We start from the raw sequence: 22442 nt of genomic DNA, 5'->3' as shown, positions 1-22442 counted from the left end.
CGACTTCTGATAATTTTTGCTTGCAATTGTTAAGCTCCAGCACTTTTGCTGACTGAAGGAGCTTTTCGATGAGGATCAGGATCAATTCGTCCGCGGCGCTGTGGGCCGCGGCTGCTGCAGTGGTGATGGCGACGGCGGGTTGCGCCTCGCGCGGCGGTTCGGCCGAGAGCCAGGCGGCGGCACCTGCGGCCGCTCCCGCGGCGGCCCGTGGCGGTGCCAAGGCCGGCATGGATGCCCGCGGCAACGTGGTCGACTCTTCGAAGGTCGAGGCCGGCAGTGGACGCACGGTCAAGGGCCTGAACGGCTACGAAGGCGAGATCACCGGCAATCCGGCACGCAACAGCAGGTTTGCGCGCCTGCAGATCGGCATGAGCGCCAAGCAAGTCACCGACATCGCCGGCCAGCCGACTGACCAGGGCGCCTACATGACGGGCAAGGCCTGGATTCCGTTCTATTTCGGCGGCGATCGGCATCGTTTCGAGATGACCTACAAGGGCCAGGGCCGCCTGATCTTCGCGGGCGGCGGCATGGGCGATTTCAGCAGCGGCAACCTGATCTGGATCATCCACAACGCCAACGAATCGGGCTACCGGTAAAACAACACCGACCCGGCCACGCGGCCGGGTGTTTATTTTCCGTGCTACATTCGGCCCACATGTCCGCCCTCCGCGCTTATTTCTTTGCCTACTTTTGGTTCCCGGTTTCCGGCGGACGAGAGGCGAGCGCGTAAAACGCAAACGAACACCCTCCGAAACCGCCGGTGCCTTCCAAGGCCCCGGCGGTTTTTTTATGCCCTGAAGATATTCACAACAAGGAACCAACATGAGCACGAACACTGCCCCGGCCAGCGACAGCTGGTATGCGAACGTCGAAAAGACCAGCAAGACCGACGACGAACGCATCAAGGACATCAACGTGCTGCCCCCTCCCGAACACCTGATCCGCTTCTTCCCGATTCGCGGGACGCCGGTCGAAACGCTGATCGACGGCACGCGCCGCAACATCCACAACATCATGGCGGGCAAGGACGACCGGCTGCTGGTCATCATGGGGCCCTGCTCGATTCACGATCCGGCCGCCGCGCTCGACTACGCGCGCCGCCTCAAGCAGGAGCGCGAGAAGTACGCCGACTCGCTCGAGATCGTGATGCGTGTGTACTTCGAGAAGCCGCGCACCACCGTCGGCTGGAAGGGCCTGATCAACGACCCGTACCTCGACGAAAGCTACCGCATCGACGAGGGCCTGCGCATCGCGCGCCAGCTGCTCATCGACATCAACCGGCTCGGCCTGCCCGCGGGCAGCGAGTTCCTCGACGTGATCTCGCCGCAATACATCGGCGACCTGATCGCCTGGGGCGCCATCGGCGCACGCACCACCGAAAGCCAGGTGCACCGCGAGCTCGCCTCGGGCCTGTCGGCGCCGATCGGCTTCAAGAACGGCACCGACGGCAACATCCGCATCGCCACCGACGCGATCCAGGCGGCCGCCCGCGGCCATCACTTCCTCTCGGTGCACAAGAACGGCCAGGTGGCGATCGTGCAGACCAACGGGAACCGCGACTGCCACGTGATCCTGCGCGGCGGCAAGGCGCCCAACTACGACGCGGCGAGCGTCGCGGCCGCCTGCAAGGACCTCGAGGCCGCCAAGCTGCCGCCGACGCTGATGGTCGACTGCAGCCATGCCAACAGTTCCAAGCAGCACCAGAAGCAGATCGACGTGGCGAAGGACATCGCGGCGCAGATCGCCAGTGGTTCGAAGTGCGTCTTCGGCGTGATGGTCGAGAGCCATCTGCAGCCCGGCGCGCAGAAGTTCACGCCCGGCAAGGACCAGATCGCCGGCCTCGAATACGGTCAGAGCATCACCGATGCCTGCCTCGGCTGGGACGATTCGGTACAGGTGCTCGACACGCTGTCGCGCGCCGTGAAGCAGCGCCGCGGCTAGGGCCTGTTCACCTATTTACGGCGACCCCGTAAATAGGGTGAACAGGCCCTAGTCGCTCAGATCAGCGCCGCGAGCTCGGGCCAGTGATGGCGGATGGCGGCGGCCTCGTCGCCGTCGGGCGCCATCAACGAGAAGTCGGCGAAATCGAAGCCCGGGCCGACCATGCAGGCGACCAGCGCGTAGTCGCCTGACGAATGGCTTTCGATCGGCCGCGCTGCCTGCCATTGGCCCGCGGGCACCACGTGCTGGGGCCGCGTGCCGTGCACGTCGACCGGCCCGAGCCGCACATGGGCCGGCGCGGTGCGCAGTGCGGCGTCGCAGGTCCACAGCGCCAGCGGCACGCCCTCGAGATGCACCCACACTTCGTCGGACAGTACCCGGTGCCAGCGCGAATGCTGGCCGGCCTCGAGCAGGAAATAAATGCTGGTGAGCGCGCCGCGGGCCGCGCGGCCATCGGCGGGGCTCACCTGCGCGGCGGAACGGAACACCTCCCGGTACCAGCCGCCTTCGGGATGGGGCTGCAGGCCCAGCGTGTCGATCAGTTGTTTGGCGCGCGCGGTCATGGTGAATTCTCAGCCGGCGCTGCCGCGCAGGGCCTGCAGCAGCTTGTCGTGCACGCCGCCGAAGCCGCCGTTGCTCATGCAGACGATGTGGTCGCCTGGCCGCGCAGCGGCAACCAGTTGGGCCACCAGCGCGCCGACGTCGCCGGCCACGCGGGCGCTCTCGCCCATGGGGGCCAGCGCGGCGGCCGCGTCCCAGTCGAGCCCGGCGGTGTGGCAGAACGACAGGTCGGCCGACGCGAGGCTCCACGGCAGCTGCGCCGCCATCACACCAAGCTTCATCGTGTTGCTGCGCGGCTCGAAGGCCGCGAGGATGCGCTCGTTGTTCCGGCCGGCGTCGTCGAGCTTCTTGCGCAGCCCGTCGAGCGTGGTGCGGATCGCGGTGGGGTGGTGGGCAAAATCGTCGTAGACCGCGATCGCGCCGCCCGCGCGTTCGACCGTGCCGCGCAGCTCCATGCGCCGGCGCACGTTGCGGAAGCTGCCGAGCGCGCGGGCCGCGTCGGCCGGCGCCACGCCGACGTGCTCGGCGGCCACGATCGCCGCGAGTGCGTTCATCTGGTTGTGCAGGCCCGACAACGCCCATTCGACGCGGCCGACTTTCTCGCCCCGGTGCAGCACGTCGAAGGCGTCGTGCGTGCCGCGCGCCTGCCATTGCGCTTTGGCGCCTTCGCCGCCGAAGCGCGCGAGTTCGCTCCAGCAGCCCTGTGCGAGCACGCGCTCCAGGCTGTCCTCGGTGGCGTTCACCACCAGCCGGCCGGTCGCGGGGACCGTGCGCACCAGGTGATGGAACTGGCGCTCGATGGCCGCGAGGTCGTCGAAGATGTCGGCGTGGTCGAACTCGAGATTGTTGAGGATCGCAGTGCGCGGGCGGTAATGGACGAACTTGCTGCGCTTGTCGAAGAAGGCGGTGTCGTATTCGTCGGCCTCGATCACGAAGGCCGGTCCCTCGCCCAGCCGGGCTGACACGCCGAAGTCGAGCGGAACCCCGCCGACCAGGAAGCCCGGCGCCTTGCCGCCCTGTTCGAGCACCCAGGCCAGCATCGAGGTCGTGGTGGTCTTGCCGTGGGTGCCGGCCACCGCGAGCACATGCCGCCCGAGCAGCACATGCTCCGCCAGCCACTGCGGCCCGCTGGTGTAGGCCTTGCCGGCATCGAGGATGGCTTCCATCAGCGGAAACTTGGGCGAGCCGTCGGCGAGCCGCGCGCGCGACACCACGTTGCCGACCACGAACATGTCGGGTGCCAGCGCCAGCTGGTCGGCACCGAAGCCTTCGATCAGGTCGATGCCCAGCGCGCGAAGCTGGTCGCTCATCGGCGGGTACACGCCGGCATCGCAGCCCGTGACCCGGTGGCCCGCCTCGCGCGCCAACGCGGCCAATCCGCCCATGAACGTGCCGCAAATGCCAAGAATGTGAATGTGCATCGGCCAATTCTAGGAGGCTGCACCCAGCCATCCTTTGCGGGCAAAATGCCCCGATGGACACGTCCAAGCGTGAGATCGCCGCGGCAGCCGCCCGCCTCGTCGTCGAGGAGGGGCTCGAATACGGGCCCGCGAAGCGTCGCGCCGTGCGCGTGCTGGGCCTGCCGTCGCGCACGGCGCTGCCCAACAATGACGAGGTCGAGGCGGAAGTCCGCGACTACATCGCGCTGTACTGCGCCGACACCCAGCCGCAGGAACTGCAGGCGCTGCGCCAGCTCGCGCTCGAATGGATGGAGCGCATGGCCGTATTCCGCCCGCACCTGGGTGGCGCGGTGTGGCACGGCACGGCCACGCGGCTGTCAGACATTTATATTCAGTTGTTCTGCGATGATTCGAAGTCGGCCGAGATCGCGCTGATCGATCACCATGTGGACTACGAACCCCGCATGGTGACCGGCTTCCATGGCGAGCAGGTCGAGGCCTTGAGCGTGCATGCCGCGAGCCGCACGCTCGGCGAGGAGATCGGCGTGCACCTGCTGGTGTACGACCTCGACGACCTGCGCGGCGCGCTGCGGCCCGACGCACAGGGCCGCACGCCGCGCGGCGACCTGGCCGCACTGCGCCGGCTGATTGAAAAAGAAAAGGACACATGAATGACTTCTTCGCCCACACGGCGCGGCCTGCTCTACGGCGGCGTGGCGGTTGCGGCCGCTGCGGCGGGCCTGGGCGGCGCATGGTGGCGCGAGCAGCGCAACGCGCCGCGCGGTGAGACGCTCGCGCCGGACTTCTGGGCCCAGCGCTTCGAGCAACCTGGCGGCGGCGAACTGCAGTTTTCGAGCCTTCGCGGCAAGCCGCTGCTGCTCAATTTTTGGGCCACATGGTGTCCCCCGTGCGTTGAAGAAATGCCGATGATCGACGGCTTTTTTCAAGATCATGCCGCTAATGGATGGCAAGTTGTCGGTTTGGCGATCGATCAGCCGAGTTCCGTACGCAAGTTCCTGCAGAAGACGCCTGTCTCATATCCGATTGGGCTGGCGGGCCTCCAAGGCACCGAACTCGTCAAAAGCTTGGGCAACACGGCGGGCGGACTGCCCTTCACGCTGGTCCTCGGCGGCGACGGCACCGTGGCCGCCCGTAAAATGGGCCAGCTCGAGGCGGCCGACCTGGACGCTTGGCGACGTGAACTCGTTCACGGTTAGAATCAGATACACACTCCCGGCATTCGCCGCTGTTCGCTGAAAATCAACGATTTTTGGCAAAGTTACTTCCGAATCCCGACAAAGTCGGCACTGGAGCCTCATGGATCTGCGCAAACTCAAGACACTGATCGACCTGGTGTCTGAATCCAATATTTCCGAGCTGGAAATCACCGAAACCGAAGGCAAGGTTCGCATCGTCAAGGGCGGCGGCGCCGCGCCGGTGCAGTACGTGCAGACCCTGGCGGCTGCGCCCGCCGCCGCACCGGCGGCCGGTGGCGTTCCCGCCATCACCCCCGCGCCGGCGCCTGCCGTCGAGGCCGCGCCCACCGGGCACGTCGTCAAGTCGCCGATGGTCGGCACCTTCTACCGCGCGTCGAGCCCGGGCGCACCGGCCTTCGTCGAAGTCGGCAGCAAGGTCAACGAGGGTGACACGGTCTGCATCATCGAAGCGATGAAGATCCTCAACGAAATCGAGGCGGACAAGTCCGGCACGATCACCCAGATCCTCGGCGAAAACGGCCAGGCGGTCGAATACGGTCAGCCGCTGTTCATCATCGAGTGACCATGTTCAAGAAGATCCTGGTCGCCAACCGCGGCGAGATCGCGCTGCGCATCCAGCGCGCGTGCAGCGAAATGGGCATCAAGGCCGTGATGGTCTATTCCGAGGCCGACCGCGACGCCAAGTACGTCAAGCTTGCGCAGGAGGCCGTGTGCATCGGCCCGGCGCCCTCGGGACAGAGCTACCTCAACATGCCGGCCATCATCTCGGCCGCCGAGGTGACCGATGCCGAAGCCATCCACCCCGGCTACGGCTTCCTTAGCGAGAACGCCAATTTCGCCGAGCGCGTGGAGCAGAGCGGATTCCAGTTCATCGGCCCGACGCCCGACAACATCCGCACGATGGGCGACAAGGTCTCGGCCAAGCAGACCATGATCAAGGCCGGCGTGCCTTGCGTGCCCGGCTCCGAAGGCGAGCTGTCCGACGACGCGGCCACCAACAAGCGCATCGCGCGGGCCATCGGCTACCCGGTGATCATCAAGGCGGCAGGCGGCGGCGGTGGCCGTGGCATGCGCGTGGTGCACACCGAGGCGGCGCTGGTCAATGCGATCCAGATGACCAAGGCCGAGGCGGGCGCCGCGTTCAGCAATCCGGCCGTCTACATGGAGAAGTTTCTCCAGAACCCGCGCCACATCGAGATCCAGGTGCTGGCCGACAAGCACAAGAACGCGGTCTACCTCGGCGAACGCGACTGCTCCATGCAGCGGCGCCACCAGAAGGTGATCGAGGAGTCGCCCGCGCCGGGCATTCCGCGCAAGCTGATCGAGAAGATCGGCGAGCGTTGCGCGGCAGCCTGCAAGAAGATCGGCTACCGTGGCGCCGGCACCTTCGAGTTCCTCTACGAGAACGGCGAGTTCTACTTCATCGAGATGAACACCCGCGTGCAGGTGGAGCATCCGGTGACCGAGGCCACGACCGGCATCGACATCGTGAAGACGCAGATCATGGTGGCGGCGGGCGAGAAGCTGCCGTTCACGCAGCGCCAGATCGAGATGCGCGGCCATGCCATCGAATGCCGCATCAATGCCGAGGACGCTTGGAAGTTCACGCCCTCGCCGGGTCGCATCACGATGTGGCATCCGCCCGGCGGTCCTGGTGTGCGCGTCGATTCGCATGCGTACACCAACTACTTCGTGCCGCCGAACTACGACTCGATGATCGGCAAGATCATCGTCTATGGCGACACGCGCGAGCAGGCCATGGCGCGCATGCGCACCGCGCTCAATGAAACCGTGATCGAAGGCATCCAGACCAACATCCCGCTGCACCGCGAGCTGATGGTCGATGCCAAGTTCATGAGCGGCGGCACCAACATCCACTACCTCGAAGAGTGGCTCGCAGCGCACAAGCGCTGAGCCACCACTGCCCGACGCCATGTTCGAACTTCGCCTGATGGCGCCGGAAGACAAGGTCGAGTTGCTTGGCGATGCGCTCGAGGCGCTCGATGCGCTGAGCGTCTCGGTCGAAGACGCCGACGCGCAGACCGATGCCGAGCAGGCGCTGTTCGGCGAGCCCGGCATGCCGCCGCCCAAGGAAGGCTGGCTGCGCTCGCGCGTGATTGCGTTATTCCCCGACGAGGTCGCCGCCAAGGAAGCCGCGTCGGTGCTCGCGCTGCAGGACTTCTTCGAAGGCTGCGCCATGCTCGGCGTGGCGCCCGTGCCCGAGCAGGATTGGGTGCGGCTGACGCAGTCGCAGTTCGCGCCGGTCGAGATCACGCCCGATTTCTGGATCGTGCCGACCTGGCACGAGCCGCCCGCGCAGGCGCGGCAGGTGATCCGGCTCGATCCGGGGCTTGCATTCGGCACCGGCACCCATCCCACCACGCGCATGTGCCTGCGCTGGATCGCGGGGCAGGGCGCCTTCGCGGGTCGGCGCGTGCTCGACTACGGCTGCGGTTCGGGCATCCTCGCGATCGGCACTGCGAAGTTCGGCGCGCGCGACATCGTTGCCGTCGACATCGACGAAGCCGCGGTGTCGTCGACGCTGCTCAATGCCGAGGCGAACCGCGTGCAACTCAAGGCCGGCCTGCCCGATGCGGCCAAGGGCCTGTACGACGTGGTGCTCGCGAACATCCTCGCCACGCCGCTCAAGCTGCTCGCGCCGCTGCTGCGCGGCCATGTGGCGGCGGGCGGATCGCTGGTGTTGGCCGGCATCCTCGAGCGCCAGGCCGACGAGCTCAAGGAGGCCTACGCGCCCTACGCCGCGCTCGAGGTCAGCGACAGCGAGGACGGCTGGATCCTCATGACGGCGCGCTGCTGACGGCGCGTCCGCGGCGAAGGGGCAACCCTACAATCGCCCCGTCATGAGCCTTGCCACGCGCTGCCCTTCCTGCACCACCACCTTCAAGGTGGTGCGCGACCAGCTTCGCATCTCCGATGGCTGGGTGCGCTGTGGCCGCTGCAGCCATGTGTTCGACGCCACGCTCGAACTGCACGAGATGGCGGACGGGCCAGCGGCCGTCGCACCGTCGCCCGCGGCGGTAGCGGCCGCACCCATGCCGACAGCGCCTTCGCATGCCGAGCGGGAGGAGCCCGAGTTCGTCGACGACGAAGCGGAGGGCCGCGAGACGCCGCCAGCGGCGACGCCCGAAGCCGATGACGAAGTCGAAACCGATGACGAAGCCGAAACCGATGACGAAGCCGAAACCGATGACGAAGCCGAAACCGATGACGAAGCCGAGGTGACCGCGCCCGCGGTTTCACTTCCAGCGCACGGTATCGCCCCCGACGCGCTGTGGTCGGACTTCGAAGTCAACACACCCGAATCCGAATGGCGGCCGCCGCCGAGTTCGCTACCGCCGTTTCCGAACATCGACCTGGACCTCGCGGCGGCGCCGGCGACATCTCCAGCACCGCCGCCGCCGCTGCCCTTGCCCGCGCTGCGCCTCGAGGCGCGCGAGCTCGCCGAGTCGGCCCGCGGCGACGAGGAAGAAGCGCACGAACCTTCCCCCGACCGCGACCGGGCTCAGCTGGACAAGGTCTTGCGGCGGACGCGCATCAAGTCGGACGGGATCGCGCATGCCCGGGAGCGCGAAGAAGAACGCGCGGCCGACAAACTGGCGACGACTTCGTCGATGGTGCGCCAGGCGAGCGAACCCGAGCTTGATGCATCCGCACCGCGGCCGTTTCGCACCGACGATGCACCCGATTCCGAACCGCTCGCGCTCTTCGAGAACGAGCGCACCAAGCGCCAGCCCTCGCCGATCTGGCAGCGCCCGGCCGTGCGGCGGTCGTTCTGGCTGCTGGTGGTGCTGGCCGTGCTGCTGCTCGCCGCGCAGGTGCTGCGCCACGAGCGCGATGCGATCGTCGCGCGCCAGCCGGGCCTGCGGCCGGCGCTCGCCGCGCTGTGCCGCTGGAGCGGTTGCGAACTCACGGCGCTGCGCCGGATCGGCGACATCGTGATCGAAGGCGCCGCGTTCACGCGCGAGAAGTCCGGCGGCGGCGACTACCGGCTCAGCTTCACCTTGCGCAATGGCGCCGCCGTGCCGCTCGCCATGCCGGCCATCGAACTTTCGCTGCTCGACACGCAGGAGCGCGCCGTGGTGCGCCGCGTGCTCACTGCGGCCGACTACGGCGCGCCCGCGGTGCTTGCGGCGCGCACCGACCATGCGGCATCGCTGCCGCTGAGCCTGTCGGCGCCCGAAGGCACGACGCTGCCGCCGATCGCGGGCTACCGCGTGGAAGCGTTCTACCCTTGAGCAGGTCCGCACGCGCGTTTTATTCTTCTTCTTCGATCCACCTTCCTTCTTCTCTCTCATTCAACGGGCTCACCCATGGCAGCAGTGATTTGCGGTTCCCTCGCGTTCGACACCATCATGACCTTCGAGGGCCGGTTCGCCGACCAGATCCTTCCGGACCAGTTGCACATCCTCAATGTGTCGTTCCTGGTGCCCGGCCTCCGGCGCGACTTCGGCGGCTGCGCCGGCAACATCGCCTACAGCCTCAATGCGCTCGGCGGCACGGCGCTGCCCATGGCCACGCTCGGCAGCGATGGCGCCGACTACCTCGAGCGCATGCGCTCGCTGGGCATCAGCACCGAGTTCGTACGTCAGCTCGACGACACCTTCACCGCGCAGGCGATGATCATGAACGACGTCGACAACAACCAGATCACGGCCTTCCATCCCGGCGCGATGCAGCAGGCGCACCTCACGAAGGTCCGCGCGCGCGAGGACATCCGGGTCGGCATCATCGCGCCCGATGGCCGCGAGGCGATGCTGCAGCATGCGGAGCAGTTTGCTGCGGCCGGCATTCCGTTCGTATTCGATCCGGGCCAGGGCCTGCCCATGTTCGACGGCGAGGCGCTCCGGCGCTTCATTGCGCTGGCGAGCTGGGTCGTGGTCAACGACTACGAAGGCAAGATGCTGTCGCAGCGCACCGGCTGGAGCCTGGCCGATATCTCGAAGCATGTGCGTGGCCTTGTCGTCACGCTGGCCGCCGAAGGCTGCGAGGTCTGGACCGATGGCGAGCGCGAGCATGTGCCGGGCGTGAGGCCGACGGCCGTGGTCGAGCCCACGGGCTGCGGCGATGCATGGCGCGGCGCGCTGCTGTTCGGGCTCGAGAAGGAATGGCCGCTCGCGCAGTGTGCGGCGCTCGGCAACCGCGTCGGCGCGCTCAAGATCGCCCAGCGCGGACCGCAGAACTACCAGGTCGACCGCAAGGCGCTGGGCCTCTGATCCGGTCCTTTCCCGGCGCACCATGAAAAAAGCCCGACACCGTGAGGTGCCGGGCTTTTGCCTTCAAGGCCGCTGAAAGAACTCAGGGCTTGCTGGCCGTCGGAAACGGCCAGGCTGCCTGCGGGTTCAGCGTGGTCTGCGCAGCAGGCGCAGGCGCCGCAGCGGGCGCTGCCTTGGCGGCCTTCTTTGCAGCCGGCTTCTTGGCCGCAGCGGCAGGCTTGGCAGCGGGCTTTTTCGCGGCTTTCTTGGCCGCAGCCTTTTTCGCAGGCGCCTTCTTGGCGGCGGCCTTCTTCGCAGGGGCCTTCTTGGCAGCGGCCTTCTTCGCCGGCGCCTTCTTTGCAGCCGCCTTCTTGGCAGGCGCCTTCTTCGCAGCGGCCTTCTTGGCCGGTGCTGCCTTCTTGGCAGCGGCCTTCTTCGCCGGTGCTGCCTTCTTGGCTGCTACCTTCTTCGCAGGCGCCTTCTTGGCGGCGACCTTCTTGGCAGCGACCTTCTTGGCCGGAGCCTTCTTCGCCGCTACTTTCTTCGCCGCTACCTTCTTGGCCGGAGCCTTCTTCGCTGCGACCTTCTTGGCCGGAGCCTTCTTTGCTGCGGCTTTCTTAGCCGGCGCTTTTTTTGCAGTTGCCATTTCTGTTTTCTCCTTGATCAAGTTGAAAAAATCAACCTATTGAAGCACTCCGCGCACGTTGGTAGCGCAAAGTGATCCATGGGGTTGGAGTCTGAGCTCCAGCACCATGAACACCTGAGCCCTCGTCCATGCCGCGCTCTTTGGCGCGGTCGGTGGCATGGGCAATTCTTGAATTCATCGATTCTTGTTGTCGGAAAGCTTCAATCCCACGAGAGCGCGCCGCCCGACTGGTATTCGATGACGCGGGTCTCGAAGAAATTGCGTTCTTTCTTCAGGTCAATCATTTCGCTCATCCAGGGGAACGGGTTTTCCTCGTTCGGGAAGAGCGTTTCGAGGCCGATCTGCTGTGCACGCCGGTTGGCGATGTACCGCAGGTAGCCCTTGAACATGGAGGCATTCATGCCGAGCACACCGCGCGGCATGGTGTCTTCGGCGTATTTGTATTCGAGCTCGACGGCCTTGAGGAACAGCGCCTTGATCTCGGCCTTGAACTCGGCGGTCCAGAGGCCGGGGTTCTCGAGCTTGAGCTGGTTGATCAGGTCGATGCCGAAATTGCAGTGCATCGATTCGTCGCGCAGGATGTACTGGTACTGCTCGGCGGCGCCGGTCATCTTGTTCTGGCGGCCCAGCGCAAGGATCTGCGTGAAGCCGACGTAGAAGAAGAGGCCTTCCATCAGGCAGGCGAACACGATCAGCGACTTGAGCAGCGTCTGGTCGGTTTCGTGCGTGCCGGTCTTGAAGTGCGGGTCGCTGATGGCTTCGATGAACGGGAGCAGGAACTGGTCCTTCTCGCGGATCGACTGCACTTCGTTGTAGGCGTTGAAGATCTCGCTCTCGTCGAGGCCGAGCGACTCGACGATGTACTGGTACGCGTGCGTGTGAATCGCTTCCTCGAAGGCCTGGCGCAGCAGGAACTGGCGGCATTCGGGGGCCGTGATGTGGCGGTAGGTGCCCAGCACGATGTTGTTCGCGGCCAGCGAGTCGGCGGTCACGAAGAAGCCGAGGTTGCGCTTGACGATGCGACGCTCGTCTTCGGTCAGGCCGTTCGGGTCTTTCCACAACGCGATGTCGCGCGTCATGTTCACTTCCTGCGGCATCCAGTGGTTGGCGCAGGTGGCGAGGTATTTTTCCCAGGCCCACTTGTACTTGAACGGCACCAGCTGGTTGACGTCGGTCTGGCCGTTGATGATGCGCTTGTCGGAAGCCTTGACGCGCTGCGTGGCAACGGGTGCTGCAGGCTGCAGGGCAGAAGACGAAGTCGGAGCATCCACCGCTCGGCCCGCGGACACGCCGCTGGTCGATGGTTGGTACTGCTGCAATCCTTGTTGCATATCCTTTGGCAAGGAGGGCTTGACTTCTTCGTCCCAGGTCAACATAGAAAAATCCAATGCTCAATTATCGGAGCAACGATGTGAGTTGCAAAGTGCTCGCCCACGTCGCGCTCCATTTATGTGGTTGTTATGTTGCTCCCATGCATCGTGCGATGTCAGTCGATGCCGTGATCGACTGAGGGTTCGCAACGCGCTGCATGGGCCTCGCTGATTTCAACGACGCGTCACTGGCACGCTTCGCACGTCGGATCATCGACGCCGCAGAACGCGATGTCGGTGGCCGGCATCGCACTCATCTGCGCCTTCGCTGCAGCGGCCGCGGCTTCGAGTGCGCTCATGCCCGAGCCTGCATCGCTGCTGCCCGACGACACTGCGTTGAGTCGGCCCGATTGCACGGTGGACTTTTCGGCATGCGTCGCGCTCTGCGTGCGCAGGTAGTAGGTGGTCTTGAGGCCGCGCAGCCATGCGAGCTTGTAGGTGTCGTCGAGCTTCTTGCCCGATGCACCGGCCATGTAGATGTTGAGCGACTGCGCCTGGTCGATCCATTTCTGGCGGCGCGCAGCGGCCTCGACGAGCCACGTGGTCTCGACTTCGAACGCGGTGGCGTAGAGCGCCTTCACGTCCTGCGGCACGCGGTCGATCGGACGCAGCGAGCCGTCGAAGTGCTTCAGGTCCATGACCATCACGTCGTCCCACAGGCCCAGGCGCTTGAGGTCGCGCACCAGGTAGTGGTTGATCACGGTGAACTCGCCCGACAGGTTCGACTTGACCGACAGGTTGCCGAAGCAGGGTTCGATCGAGGCGTCGACGCCGATGATGTTCGAGATCGTCGCGGTCGGGGCGATCGCCACGCAGTTGGAGTTGCGCATGCCGTCGGCCTTGATCTTGGCGCGCAGCGCGTCCCAGTCGAGGGTGGACGAGCGGTCGACCTCGACGTAACCGCCACGTGCCTGCTCCAGCAGGTCGAGCGAGTCGATCGGCAGGATGCCCTTGTCCCACAGCGAGCCCTTGTAGCTCGAGTACTTGCCGCGCTCGCGGGCCAGATCGGTCGAGGCCCAGTAGGCGTGGTAGCAGATCGCCTCCATCGATTCGTCGGCGAACTGCACGGCTTCCTGCGAGGCGTAGGGAATGCGCAGTTCGTACAGCGCGTCCTGGAAGCCCATCAGGCCGAGGCCGACCGGACGGTGGCGCAGGTTCGAGTCGCGCGCCTTCTTCACGGCGTAGTAGTTGATGTCGATCACGTTGTCGAGCATGCGCATCGCGGTCGAGATCGTCTTCTTGAGCTTTTCCTGGTCGACCTTGCCGTCCTTCAGGTGCTGCAGCAGGTTCACCGAACCCAGGTTGCAGACCGCGGTTTCGGTGTCGCTGGTGTTCAGCGTGATCTCGGTGCACAGATTCGACGAGTGCACCACGCCGGCGTGCTGCTGCGGCGAGCGCACGTTGCAGGCGTCCTTGAACGTGATCCAGGGATGGCCGGTCTCGAACAGCATCGTGAGCATCTTGCGCCACAGGTCCGAGGCCTGGATGGTGCGCGAGGGCTTGATCTCGCCGCGGGCGGCCTTTTCTTCGTAGGCGACATATGCCTTCTCGAAAGCGGCACCGAACAGGTCGTGCAGGTCGGGCACGTTGGAAGGCGAGAACAGCGTCCAGGAGCCCTTTTCCATCACGCGGCGCATGAACAGGTCGGGAATCCAGTTGGCGGTGTTCATGTCGTGCGTGCGGCGGCGGTCGTCGCCGGTGTTCTTGCGCAGCTCCAGGAACTCCTCGATGTCGAGGTGCCAGGTTTCGAGGTACGTGCAGACCGCGCCCTTGCGCTTGCCGCCCTGGTTCACGGCCACGGCCGTGTCGTTCACCACCTTGAGGAACGGAACCACGCCCTGCGATTCGCCGTTGGTGCCCTTGATGTGGCTGCCGAGCGCGCGCACGCGGGTCCAGTCGTTGCCGAGGCCGCCCGCGAACTTCGAGAGCAGGGCGTTTTCCTTGATCGACTCGTAGATGCCGTCGAGGTCGTCGGGCACGGTCGTCAGGTAGCAGCTCGACAGCTGCGAGCGCAGCGTGCCGGCATTGAAGAGGGTGGGCGTGCTCGACATGAAGTCGAACGACGACAGCACTTCGTAGAACTCGATGGCGCGCGCTTCGCGGTCGATTTCGCCGAGCGAGAGGCCCATGGCCACGCGCATGAAGAAGGCCTGCGGCAGCTCGATGCGCGACTTGCGCACGTGCAGGAAGTAGCGGTCGTACAGGGTCTGCAGGCCGAGGTAGTCGAACTGGTTGTCGCGCTCGGCCTTGAGCGCCGCGCCCAGGCGGGGCAGGTCGTACTGGAGCAGCTTCTCGTCGAGCAGTTCGTTCTCGACGCCCTTCTTGATGAACTGCGGGAAGTAGTCGGCGTAGGTCTGCGCGCGCTCGGCGGGCATGACTTCGCGGCCGATGATTTCCTTGAAGATCGTGTGCAGCAGCAGGCGGGCGGTCGCGAAGGTGTAGTCGGGGTCCTTCTCGATCAGCGTGCGGGCGGCCAGGATCGAGGCCTTGTAGACCTCGTCGAGCGGCACGCCGTCGTACAGGTTGCGCATCGTCTCGGCGACGATCGGCTGGGCGGTGATGCTGTCGCCCAGGTTTTCGCAGGCCGATTCGATCAGGCCCTTGAGCTCGTTCAGGTCGAGCGCGACGCGCTCGCCGTTGTCCAGCACATGCAGCGTCGGTGCGGCGGGGGCTTCCTGTTCGCCTTGCTTGGAGCGCTCTTGCGTGCGGCGCTCGCGGTAGAGCACGTAGGCCCGCGCGATCTCATGGTGGCCGCCGCGCATCAGGCCGAGCTCGACCTGGTCCTGCACGTCCTCGATGTGGAAGGTGCCGCCGCCCGGGCGCGAGCGCACCATGGCGCGGATCACGCCCTGCGTGAGCGTGTCCACCGTTTCGCGCACGCTGGCCGAGGCCGCGCCCTGGGTGCCGTGCACCGCCAGGAAGGCCTTCATCATCGCGATCGCGATCTTGTTCGGCTCGAACGGCACCACGGCGCCATTGCGGCGGATGATCTGGTAGTGCGCGAGGCTCTGGCTCGTCGGCGAGCCGGCCGTGTCTTGCGGCTGCTGCGACGGCGTGGAAGGAACGGCGCGCGGAGTCGATGGGGTGTTCAGGGATGTTTGCATTCGCTTCCTCTCGGTTGGCAATTCTTGTGGGGTGGCAGCGCCTGGGCCGGGCATTGCGCCGGGGCAGGTGGCTGGACGGAACACACTATATCTGGGGTGTGAGGGGGCTACAACCCACTAGATGTAGCGTTTTCCATCGGATACATGCGGGTCGTTTTTTGGCTCGCACGGTGACACGGCCATTTGTGCCCCATGAACATTGGTTCATGGTGTCGCAACCCGCGTGGAACGGGGCCTGCAGGCCGATTTGGGCTTGCAGGGCGCATGGTTGCTGCATGCGGCGTTTGCAATGTTGTCCCAATCCGGCGGCGCGCGGGGCGCATCGCGTTGCGCGACGTGATTGAAAAAATTAGCGGCCCATCACCTGCGCGGGGAACATTTTTGCAGGCCAGCCGAGCCGACCGCGCAACAACGGCCAGTCGAAGCCCGCGCCCGGGTCGTGTTTGCGGCCAGGCGCGATGTGCTCGTGGCCGGCGATGTGCGCGATCGGAAACTGCTGTGCGATCGCGGCGCAGAGGCCGGCCAGCGTTTCGTACTGGGCTTCTTCGAACGCTTGGCCCTCGAGGCCTTCGAGCTCGATGCCGATCGAGTCGTCGTTGCAGTTGGCCCGCCCGCGCCAGGCCGAGACGCCGGCGTGCCAGGCGCGGTCGTCGCAGCTCACGAACTGCCAGAGCTCGCCGTTGCGCCGCACATAGAAATGCGACGACACCTCGAGCCCGCGGATCGACTGGAAATACGGGTGCGCGTCCCAGTCGAGCTGGTTCGCAAAGAGCTGCTGCACGGCCTCGCCGCCGTACTCGCCCGGCGGTAGGCTGATCGAATGCAGCACGACGAGGTCGGTCTGCGCGCCCGCGGGCCGCGGCCCGAAGTTCGGCGAGCGCAGCATCCGCGCGAAGCGGTACCAGCCGGCCTGCCAGAGCCGCTCCTGCGCGGCGGCGCCGTCCTGCGTTTCAGTCGTCGACATGGTTCGCGGCGCTTTCGTCGCCGCTCGGCGTGGTGATGCCGAGCCGCGCGATGCGGTAGCGGATCTGGCGCAGGCTCATGCCGAGCCGTGCGGCCGCCGCGGTGCGGTTGAAGCCGCTCTCGTGCAGCGCACGCACGAGGATTTCGCGCTCCTGCTGGTCGAGGTAGGCCTGCAGGTCGGAGGGCAGGGGCGGCGGCGCCGGCCGGGGCTGGGCGATTGGCGCCGGCGCAGGGCGCGTCTGCTCGTCGGGTTGTTCGGGCGCCGCCACGGAAGGCGTGGCAGGTGTGGCCGCGACTGCCTCCGCCGGCGCATGGCCCGGCCCCATCAGGTCGAGATGCAGCTCGTCGCCGTCGTTGAGCGCCACCGCCCGGTGCAGCAGGTTCTCGAGTTCGCGCACGTTGCCCGCAAGCGGATGCTGCGCGAGCCGGCGCAGCAGTTCGTCCGAGAGGTGCGGCACCGGCAGCCCGCCGTCGTGCGCGATGCGCGCGAGCAGCGCCTTGCACAGCGCCGGCAGGTCTTCGCGCCGTTCGCGCAGCGCGGGCACGGCGATCTCGATGACATTGAGCCGGTAGAACAGGTCCTGGCGGAAGCGCCCGGCCTGCACCTCGGCATGCAGATCCTTGTGCGTGGCGCTGACGATGCGGACGTCGACCGCATCTTCCTGCGTGGAACCGATCGAGCGCACGCTGCGCTCCTGGATCGCGCGCAGCAGCTTGGACTGCATTGCGAGCGGCAGGTCGCCGATCTCGTCGAGGAACAGCGTGCCGCCGCGGGCGGCCTGGAAGTAGCCGTCGCGGTCCTGCGACGAGCCGGTGTACGAGCCCTTGCGGGCGCCGAAGAATTCGGCCTCGAGCAGGTTCTCGGGAATCGCGCCGCAATTGACCGCGACGAAGGGTCCGTCGCTGCGCTGGCTGCAGGCGTGCACCGCGCGCGCCACGAGCTCCTTGCCGGTGCCCGATTCGCCGCGCACCAGCACCGGCGCCATGCCGCGCGCGACCTTGGCGATGCGAGACTTCACGCGCCGCATCGGCTCGGAGTCGCCGACCAGCCGATCGAGCGCCGCGGCGCCGTTCACCGGAATGGCTGGCACGTCGGCCCGCTCGCCGAAGCCTGCGGGCGCAATCGGCGCCGCCCTGGCCGGCGTGGCCTGCTGCGCCTGCACGGCGGAGGCGACCACCGCTCGGAACTGCTTGAGGTCGACCGGCTTGGTCAGGTAGTCGAAGGCGCCGGCCTTGAGCGCCTCGACAGCGTTCTCTGCCGAGCCATAGGCCGTCATCACCACGCAGCGCTCGCTGCGGTGGTTCTTCTGGATGCGCTGGATGATCTCCATGCCCTGCCCGTCGGGCAGCCGCATGTCGGTGATCACCGCGTCGAACTGCGCGGCCTCGAGGTGCTGCCAGGCTTCGGAGACGCTGCCGGCCGCCTCGACGCGGTAGCCCTCGCGCAGCAAGGTCAGTTCATAGAGCGTGCGCAGGTCGGGCTCGTCGTCGATGACCAGGATGTTGCCCGGACGCTGCGCGGAAGAAGGGGTCGTGCTCACGGCGCTATTGTGTCAGCCGGTTTTCGCTCGGCGCGAAACGCACGAAGAATTCGTTGCCCTCGGGGCCGCCCGCGACGAGCGAGCGGCGCTCGTAGCCGATGGTCGCGCCGTGGCGCCGGCACAGCTCGCGGCACAGAAAGAGGCCAAGCCCGCTCGAGCGGCTCTCGGAAGAAAAGAAGGGCTCGAACAGGTGGCGCTGCACCGCGGGCTCGAGCGGCGCGCCGTCGCTCCACACCAGCAGGGTCGGCAGCCCGGCGCCGCCGCGCTGAAGGGTGGTGACCACCTGGATCGAGCCGTCGCTGCTGCCGGCGTAGCGCGCGGCGTTGTCGAGCAGGTTCACGAGCAGGCGGCGCAGGTGCTCGACGTCGAAGCGCACTTCGCTCTCGCCGGCGTCGAGCGCCACCAGCACCCCCTGGCGCTGCGTCTGGCGCACCCATTCCTCGGCCAGCGCGCGCACCGCGGGATCGAGCACCACCTGCTCGCCGAGCGAGAGCACGCGCTGCTGGCGCGCCCGAGACACGTCGAGCACGTCGTCCACGATGCGCGCGAGCCGCTGCGCGTTGTGCTGCACCATGCTCGTCAGCTTGCGGTGGGCGGGATCGGTCAGGTCTTCGTTGAGCAGCGCGCTGGCCTGGGTGATCGCGGCCAGCGGATTGCGGATCTCGTGGGCCACGGCCGCCGACATGCGGCCCATCGCAGCCAGCTTCTCGGTGCGGATGCGTGCCTCGAGTTCGCGCAGGTCCTGCAGGAACATCACGCAGAGGCTTTCGACGCGCCGGTCGCTCGTCGGCGTGAGCCGCGTGCGCACGCGCACCTCGCGCGCGGCGCCGCGCGCCTGCGCCACCGGGATCTCTTCGCTCTGCGGTGCGCGCCGCGCGAAGGTCTGGCGTGCGAGCGCCGCGAGCGCATGCCAGGCGGGCTGGGCGTGCAGCGCGAACGGCAGCCCGAGCTTGGCCAGGCCCTGGCCGAGGATCGCGTCGGCCGCCGGGTTGGCCGCATGCACCAGGCCTTCGGCGTCGATCACCAGCACGCCCTCGCTGAGCGTCTCGATCACGAGGTCGTTGACCTGCGCCTGCATCTGCGCACTGCTGCGGTTGCGCTGGGCCGTCGCTTCTTCGCGCGCCAGGCGGCGCGCCAGCTCGTGGGCGAGCAGCGCCACCACGAACAGGCCGGTGCCGGTGAGCGCCGCCTGCACGAAGCGGTTCGATGGGTCGCCGGGCTGCTGCAGCCAGTGCCAGCCCGCGTCGGCCAGCAGCAGCAGCGTGACGGCGGATGTGGTGCCCAGGCCCACGGTGACGGTTCCGAGCACGGCGCTCATGAGCACCGGCAGCGCGAACAGCGGCGTGTAGTTGATGTTGCCGCCCTGCAGAACCTGGAGCGCGGTGAAGGTGCCGAGGTCGATGCCGATCGTGAGGAACCACACCGCCGCGAAGGCGCGGATCGGCGGGGTGAAGCGGACGTAGCGTGCGCTGACCCAGGTGACGACGAGGTAGCCCGCCGACAGGGCCACGGCCAGCGGTTGCATCGCCTGGCCGAGCGCGAGAGCCACCCCCTGCAGCAGCACCAGCACCACCGCCACGAAGCAGCGCGCCGCCATGAAGCCGCGCCAGAGCCGCAGCAGCGCGGCGCTCTGGCTATGCTGTATTTCGAGCCCGCCCCAATCGGTGACGGGCTCGCCTCGCGGCCTCGGCGCTGCGGTCACTGGTGCACCCTTCGCGCTGCGCGCTTTCCCGCCAGGCGGGAGCGAGCTTGCTTGGGGCGGCCCGGCGCTGCGCTCATGGGCGCACCTTCAGCCGCGCTCGGCGGCCTGGCGGTGCGCGGCGCTGCAGTAGGCCGCCTCGCCCGTGCCGCCGATGGCGTCCGCTGCCGGCAGGTGCAGGCCGCAGTGGGCGCAGCGCAGCATGGCTTTCGGGGTGGCCGGGGCGGCGCCGGGCCGTTTGGCGCGCGCCGCCTGCTCGCGCCGGGTGTCGCGCATTTCCTCGCGGCGGTTCTTGCGCCAGAGCCAGATCGCCACCGCGATCACCGCGAAAACGAGCAGGTACTTCATGCCGTGCCGCGCGCCAGAACCACTTCGAGCACGAAGCGCGAACCCACGTAGGCCAGCAGCAGCAGCGCCGTGCCCGCATACAGCACGCGCCGCGCGGTTCGCCCGCGCCAGCCGAAGCGTGCGCGCCCGCCGAGCAGCACCGCGAAGCTGAGCCAGGCGAGCACCGAGAACACGGTCTTGTGGTCCCATTTCCAGCCGCGCACGGCGGCGCCGTAGAGCGTTTCGCTGAACAGCAGGCCCGCGAGCAGCGTCGCCGACAGCAGCACGAAGCCGGCCGCGACGAAGCGGAAGGTCAGCCGTTCGAGCGTGAGCAGCGGCACCCCGCCCTGTGGCTCGGCGGCCAGCCGAATCTGCTTTTCGGCGCGCGTGATCAGCCACGCATGGACCACGGCGGCGCCGAACAGGCCGTACGAGGCGATGCCGAGCGCGAGGTGCAGCGGCAGCCACGGCGAAGCGGCGACATGCAGCGGCGTGCCCGGGAACAGCACCGCCAGGAGCACGGCGGCCGCGCCCAGCCAGGCCAGCGCGCGCCGCACCTTGAGCTGCGGGTACATGCTGCTTTCGACCGCATAGACGGTGAGCACCAGCCAGGCGGTGACGGAGAGCGCCGGCGCGAAGCCGAAGCGCGGCTCGCTGCCGACCAGTCCGTAGCCCAGCACGGCGGCGTGCAGCAGCCAGGCGAGGCCGAGCGCCCATTGCGTGCCGCGGCGGCTCAGCCGGGCACCCGCGGCGGCGGCAGAACCATAGGCCGCCGCAGTGGCGATGCCCAGCGCCACGGCGAGTGGGGAGGGGATCGCTAAAATCATGGCTGGAGTTTATCTCCCCCCGGCTTGCACGCTGCGTACCGCAGCGCCAACGCGGCCGATCCAGTTCACGACTTCCCAATGCCCGCCGCAGCGGGCAACAAGGCATCCCGCTCATGGCCACCGCCCTCACCGAAAAATTCTCCCGCCTCGTCAAGACGATGAGCGGCCAGGCGCGCATCACCGAAAGCAACGTGCAGGACATGCTGCGCGAGGTGCGCATGGCGCTGCTCGAAGCCGACGTGGCGCTGCCGGTGGTGCGGGATTTCGTCGCCCGCGTGAAGGACAAGGCGCTCGGCCAGGAGGTGCTGGGCTCGCTCAAGCCCGGCCAGGCCCTGGTCGGCATCGTCAACCGCGAACTCGCCGCCACCATGGGCGAGGGCATCTCCGACATCAACCTCGTGGCCCAGCCGCCCGCGGTGATCCTCATGGCGGGCCTGCAGGGCGCCGGCAAGACCACCACCACCGCCAAGCTCGCGAAGCACCTGATCGAGAAGCGCAAGAAGAAGGTGCTCACCGTGTCGGGCGACGTCTACCGGCCGGCCGCCATCGAGCAGCTCAAGATGGTGACGAAGCAGGCGGGCGCGGAATGGTTCCCAAGCACGCCCGAGCAGAAGCCGCTCGACATCGCCCGCGCGGCGCTCGACCATGCCAAGCGGCATTTCTTCGACGTGCTGCTGGTCGACACGGCCGGCCGCCTTGCGATCGACGAAGTGCTGATGAACGAGATCCAGCAGCTGCACGGCGCGCTCGACCCGGTCGAGACGCTCTTCGTGGTCGACGCCATGCAGGGCCAGGACGCGATCAACACCGCCAAGGCCTTCAAGGAGGCGCTGCCGCTCACCGGCATCATCCTGACCAAGACCGACGGTGACTCCCGCGGTGGCGCGGCGCTGTCGGTGCGCCAGGTCACGGGCGTGCCGATCAAGTTTGCCGGCACCAGCGAGAAGATCGACGGCCTCGAGGTGTTCGACGCCGAGCGCCATGCGGGGCGCATCCTCGGCATGGGCGACATCGTGGCGCTGGTCGAGCAGGTCACGGCCGGCGTCGACGTGGCGGCGGCGCAGAAGCTCGCGGCCAAGGTCAAGAGCGGCGCGGGCTTCGACCTGAACGACTTTCTGGGCCAGCTCCAGCAGATGAAGCAGATGGGCGGCCTCTCCAGCCTGATGGACAAGCTGCCGCAGCAGATGGCCGCCAAGGCCAGCGAGGCCGACATGACCCGCGCCGAGCGCGACATCCGCCGCAAGGAAGGCATCATCCAGAGCATGACGCCGCTGGAGCGCCGCAAGCCCGAACTGCTCAAGGCCACGCGCAAGCGCCGCATCGCGGCCGGCGCGGGCGTGCAGGTTCAGGAAGTGAACCGCCTGCTCAACGAGTTCGAGCAGATGCAGGGCATGATGAAGAAAATGAAGGGCGGCGGCCTCATGAAGATGATGAAGAAGATGGGCGGCATGAAGGGCATGGGCGGGATGCCCGGCATGGGCGGAGGTGGCGGCAAGCTGCCGTTCTGATTCCGCGCCGGTTCGTTCGCTGCGCCCATGAAAAAAGCCGGCCACAGGCAGTCTGTGTAAATAGTCGGCGTTGAGTCCGCGAGAAGTGCCCTCCAGGCGTTGTCTGGAGGGCATTTTTCATTGGA

At 67.2% G+C, this 22442-nt stretch carries 20 protein-coding genes; 10 read left to right on the top strand and 10 right to left on the bottom strand.

Going from position 1 to position 22442, the window contains the following annotated elements:
- Window positions 1–68: 68 nt before the first annotated feature.
- Complete coding sequence (locus AC3A6J_RS19750; RefSeq protein ID WP_487861681.1) at window positions 69–596, top strand: PH domain-containing protein; 528 nt, start codon at window positions 69–71, stop codon at window positions 594–596.
- Window positions 597–822: 226 nt separating this feature from the next.
- Window positions 823–1941: a 3-deoxy-7-phosphoheptulonate synthase gene (locus AC3A6J_RS19745; RefSeq protein ID WP_487861680.1), complete on the top strand. Its 1119-nt coding sequence runs from the start codon at window positions 823–825 to the stop codon at window positions 1939–1941.
- Between the two features lie 56 nt (window positions 1942–1997).
- On the opposite strand, the gene AC3A6J_RS19740 is transcribed toward AC3A6J_RS19745, so the two are convergent.
- On the bottom strand, window positions 1998–2504 hold the full coding sequence (locus AC3A6J_RS19740; protein WP_487861679.1) for a cupin domain-containing protein: 507 nt from the start codon (window positions 2502–2504) through the stop codon (window positions 1998–2000).
- A gap of 9 nt (window positions 2505–2513) precedes the next feature.
- Window positions 2514–3923 carry a UDP-N-acetylmuramate:L-alanyl-gamma-D-glutamyl-meso-diaminopimelate ligase gene (mpl, locus tag AC3A6J_RS19735; RefSeq protein WP_487861678.1) on the bottom strand — a complete coding sequence of 470 codons (1410 nt, stop codon included), beginning with the start codon at window positions 3921–3923 and terminating at the stop codon, window positions 2514–2516.
- A gap of 53 nt (window positions 3924–3976) precedes the next feature.
- Here mpl and AC3A6J_RS19730 point away from each other — a divergent pair, with 53 nt between their 5' ends.
- The 7 genes from AC3A6J_RS19730 to AC3A6J_RS19700 all read left to right on the top strand — a co-directional run bounded on the left by AC3A6J_RS19730 (window position 3977) and on the right by AC3A6J_RS19700 (window position 10353).
- On the top strand, window positions 3977–4573 hold the full coding sequence (locus AC3A6J_RS19730; protein WP_487861677.1) for a hypothetical protein: 597 nt from the start codon (window positions 3977–3979) through the stop codon (window positions 4571–4573).
- Complete coding sequence (locus AC3A6J_RS19725) at window positions 4574–5119, top strand: TlpA family protein disulfide reductase (RefSeq protein ID WP_487861676.1); 546 nt, start codon at window positions 4574–4576, stop codon at window positions 5117–5119.
- Window positions 5120–5219: 100 nt separating this feature from the next.
- Window positions 5220–5681, top strand: a complete 462-nt coding sequence (gene accB / locus AC3A6J_RS19720; RefSeq protein ID WP_487861675.1) for an acetyl-CoA carboxylase biotin carboxyl carrier protein — start codon at window positions 5220–5222, stop codon at window positions 5679–5681.
- 2 nt (window positions 5682–5683) lie between these two features.
- The gene (gene accC, locus AC3A6J_RS19715) at window positions 5684–7033 is read left to right on the top strand and encodes an acetyl-CoA carboxylase biotin carboxylase subunit (protein WP_487861674.1); all 1350 of its coding nucleotides are present in this window, start codon (window positions 5684–5686) and stop codon (window positions 7031–7033) included.
- Window positions 7034–7052: 19 nt separating this feature from the next.
- Window positions 7053–7937, top strand: coding sequence for a 50S ribosomal protein L11 methyltransferase (gene prmA, locus AC3A6J_RS19710; protein ID WP_487861673.1), 885 nt, complete (start codon window positions 7053–7055; stop codon window positions 7935–7937).
- Window positions 7938–7980: 43 nt separating this feature from the next.
- Window positions 7981–9375: a zinc-ribbon and DUF3426 domain-containing protein gene (locus AC3A6J_RS19705; protein WP_487861672.1), complete on the top strand. Its 1395-nt coding sequence runs from the start codon at window positions 7981–7983 to the stop codon at window positions 9373–9375.
- A gap of 75 nt (window positions 9376–9450) precedes the next feature.
- Window positions 9451–10353, top strand: a complete 903-nt coding sequence (locus tag AC3A6J_RS19700; RefSeq protein WP_487861671.1) for a carbohydrate kinase family protein — start codon at window positions 9451–9453, stop codon at window positions 10351–10353.
- Between the two features lie 82 nt (window positions 10354–10435).
- Here the strand turns inward: AC3A6J_RS19700 and AC3A6J_RS19695 are convergent, their stop codons facing one another.
- The 8 genes from AC3A6J_RS19695 to AC3A6J_RS19660 form a co-directional block, all read right to left on the bottom strand.
- Window positions 10436–10978, bottom strand: a complete 543-nt coding sequence (locus AC3A6J_RS19695) for a histone H1-like DNA-binding protein (protein ID WP_487861670.1) — start codon at window positions 10976–10978, stop codon at window positions 10436–10438.
- A gap of 200 nt (window positions 10979–11178) precedes the next feature.
- The gene (locus AC3A6J_RS19690; RefSeq protein ID WP_487861669.1) at window positions 11179–12354 is read right to left on the bottom strand and encodes a ribonucleotide-diphosphate reductase subunit beta; all 1176 of its coding nucleotides are present in this window, start codon (window positions 12352–12354) and stop codon (window positions 11179–11181) included.
- Between the two features lie 179 nt (window positions 12355–12533).
- A complete protein-coding gene (locus AC3A6J_RS19685) occupies window positions 12534–15452 on the bottom strand; it encodes a ribonucleoside-diphosphate reductase subunit alpha (RefSeq protein WP_487861668.1) in 2919 nt (972 codons plus the stop codon).
- Window positions 15453–15801: 349 nt separating this feature from the next.
- The gene (ampD, locus tag AC3A6J_RS19680) at window positions 15802–16416 is read right to left on the bottom strand and encodes a 1,6-anhydro-N-acetylmuramyl-L-alanine amidase AmpD (protein ID WP_487861667.1); all 615 of its coding nucleotides are present in this window, start codon (window positions 16414–16416) and stop codon (window positions 15802–15804) included.
- Window positions 16403–17956, bottom strand: coding sequence for a sigma-54-dependent transcriptional regulator (locus AC3A6J_RS19675; protein ID WP_487861666.1), 1554 nt, complete (start codon window positions 17954–17956; stop codon window positions 16403–16405). The genes ampD and AC3A6J_RS19675 overlap by 14 nt, the downstream gene beginning before the upstream one ends.
- 4 nt (window positions 17957–17960) lie before the next feature.
- Complete coding sequence (locus AC3A6J_RS19670; RefSeq protein ID WP_487861665.1) at window positions 17961–19658, bottom strand: two-component system sensor histidine kinase NtrB; 1698 nt, start codon at window positions 19656–19658, stop codon at window positions 17961–17963.
- Window positions 19659–19745: 87 nt separating this feature from the next.
- On the bottom strand, window positions 19746–20003 hold the full coding sequence (locus AC3A6J_RS19665; protein WP_487861664.1) for a PP0621 family protein: 258 nt from the start codon (window positions 20001–20003) through the stop codon (window positions 19746–19748).
- The gene (locus AC3A6J_RS19660; RefSeq protein WP_487861663.1) at window positions 20000–20809 is read right to left on the bottom strand and encodes a cytochrome C assembly family protein; all 810 of its coding nucleotides are present in this window, start codon (window positions 20807–20809) and stop codon (window positions 20000–20002) included. Before AC3A6J_RS19660 ends, AC3A6J_RS19665 begins: the two co-directional genes overlap by 4 nt.
- Before the next feature lie 113 nt (window positions 20810–20922).
- Between AC3A6J_RS19660 and ffh the strand changes: the two genes are divergently transcribed.
- Entirely contained in the window at window positions 20923–22317 is a 1395-nt protein-coding gene (gene ffh / locus AC3A6J_RS19655; RefSeq protein ID WP_487861662.1) for a signal recognition particle protein, read from the top strand.
- The last annotated feature ends 125 nt before the right edge of the window (window positions 22318–22442 follow it).

It is taken from the genome of Variovorax sp. Soil_C_39, from assembly GCF_057656815.1.
Note: the sequence above shows the minus strand (reverse complement) of the source record. Positions and strands in the feature narration are given on the sequence as shown.

What these genes read in the sequence shown, in the direction of transcription:
- AC3A6J_RS19750 (WP_487861681.1), top strand. Translation starts at nt 69, where the DNA reads ATGAGGATCAGGATCAATTCGTCCGCGGCGCTGTGGGCCGCGGCTGCT.
- AC3A6J_RS19685 (WP_487861668.1), bottom strand. Translation starts at nt 15,452, where the DNA reads ATGCAAACATCCCTGAACACCCCATCGACTCCGCGCGCCGTTCCTTCC.
- AC3A6J_RS19695 (WP_487861670.1), bottom strand. Translation starts at nt 10,978, where the DNA reads ATGGCAACTGCAAAAAAAGCGCCGGCTAAGAAAGCCGCAGCAAAGAAG.
- AC3A6J_RS19700 (WP_487861671.1), top strand. Translation starts at nt 9,451, where the DNA reads ATGGCAGCAGTGATTTGCGGTTCCCTCGCGTTCGACACCATCATGACC.
- AC3A6J_RS19705 (WP_487861672.1), top strand. Translation starts at nt 7,981, where the DNA reads ATGAGCCTTGCCACGCGCTGCCCTTCCTGCACCACCACCTTCAAGGTG.
- AC3A6J_RS19745 (WP_487861680.1), top strand. Translation starts at nt 823, where the DNA reads ATGAGCACGAACACTGCCCCGGCCAGCGACAGCTGGTATGCGAACGTC.
- AC3A6J_RS19665 (WP_487861664.1), bottom strand. Translation starts at nt 20,003, where the DNA reads ATGAAGTACCTGCTCGTTTTCGCGGTGATCGCGGTGGCGATCTGGCTC.
- AC3A6J_RS19660 (WP_487861663.1), bottom strand. Translation starts at nt 20,809, where the DNA reads ATGATTTTAGCGATCCCCTCCCCACTCGCCGTGGCGCTGGGCATCGCC.
- ffh (WP_487861662.1), top strand. Translation starts at nt 20,923, where the DNA reads ATGGCCACCGCCCTCACCGAAAAATTCTCCCGCCTCGTCAAGACGATG.
- accB (WP_487861675.1), top strand. Translation starts at nt 5,220, where the DNA reads ATGGATCTGCGCAAACTCAAGACACTGATCGACCTGGTGTCTGAATCC.
- mpl (WP_487861678.1), bottom strand. Translation starts at nt 3,923, where the DNA reads ATGCACATTCACATTCTTGGCATTTGCGGCACGTTCATGGGCGGATTG.
- ampD (WP_487861667.1), bottom strand. Translation starts at nt 16,416, where the DNA reads ATGTCGACGACTGAAACGCAGGACGGCGCCGCCGCGCAGGAGCGGCTC.
- AC3A6J_RS19730 (WP_487861677.1), top strand. Translation starts at nt 3,977, where the DNA reads ATGGACACGTCCAAGCGTGAGATCGCCGCGGCAGCCGCCCGCCTCGTC.
- AC3A6J_RS19740 (WP_487861679.1), bottom strand. Translation starts at nt 2,504, where the DNA reads ATGACCGCGCGCGCCAAACAACTGATCGACACGCTGGGCCTGCAGCCC.
- AC3A6J_RS19690 (WP_487861669.1), bottom strand. Translation starts at nt 12,354, where the DNA reads ATGTTGACCTGGGACGAAGAAGTCAAGCCCTCCTTGCCAAAGGATATG.
- AC3A6J_RS19725 (WP_487861676.1), top strand. Translation starts at nt 4,574, where the DNA reads ATGACTTCTTCGCCCACACGGCGCGGCCTGCTCTACGGCGGCGTGGCG.
- accC (WP_487861674.1), top strand. Translation starts at nt 5,684, where the DNA reads ATGTTCAAGAAGATCCTGGTCGCCAACCGCGGCGAGATCGCGCTGCGC.
- prmA (WP_487861673.1), top strand. Translation starts at nt 7,053, where the DNA reads ATGTTCGAACTTCGCCTGATGGCGCCGGAAGACAAGGTCGAGTTGCTT.